The 720-nt window shown below is 69.9% G+C and carries 1 pseudogene; it reads left to right on the top strand.

The window, feature by feature from the left end:
- Positions 1 to 629: pseudogene (locus tag ACFWJO_RS37825) on the top strand (NAD(P)(+) transhydrogenase (Re/Si-specific) subunit alpha); the annotation flags it as partial.
- Positions 630 to 720: the final 91 nt, after the last annotated feature.

Genomic DNA, 720 nt, shown 5'->3' with positions numbered 1-720 from the left:
CGATGCTCACCACCGCCGCCGGCACCGTCAAGCCCGCGACGGTGCTGGTCCTCGGCGTCGGTGTCGCCGGCCTGCAGGCCCTGGCCACGGCGAAGCGTCTCGGCGGCCGGGCCACCGGCTACGACGTGCGCCCGGAGGTCGCCGATCAGGTCCGCTCGGTCGGTGCCCAGTGGCTCGATCTGGGCATCGATGCCGAGGGGTCGGGCGGGTACGCCCGCGAGCTGACCGAGGACGAGCGGGCGCAGCAGCAGCAGGCGCTCGAGGATGCGATCAAGGGCTTCGACGTGGTCATTACCACCGCCCTGGTGCCGGGCCGTCCGGCACCGCGGTTGGTGACCGCGGCCGCGGTGGAGGGTATGAAGCCGGGATCGGTGGTGGTCGACCTGGCCGGGGAGACCGGCGGTAACTGCGAGCTCACCGAGCCCGGCCGGACCGTGGTCAAGCACGGGGTGACGATCTGCTCGCCGCTGAACCTGCCCGCGAGCATGCCCGAGCACGCCTCGGAGCTGTACTCGAAGAACATCTCCGCGCTGCTCGAGCTGATGCTCGTCGACGGGGCGCTGGCCCCCGATTTCTCGGACGAGGTCCTCGCCGCGTCCTGCGTCACCCGAGACCCGGAGGGACACTGATGTTGTCGATGATCCTCGAGAGGTGCACAACGTCCGTGACGGCGTTCCTGCACCGAATCTTCACACCATGCGACAACTACGCCCACTTCGA

This window comes from Streptomyces sp. NPDC127092 (assembly GCF_042722475.1).
Classification (GTDB): Bacteria; Actinomycetota; Actinomycetes; order Streptomycetales; family Streptomycetaceae; genus Streptomyces.
The sequence above is the reverse complement of the archived record's forward strand: the minus strand, read 5'-3'. Positions and strand labels throughout refer to the sequence as shown.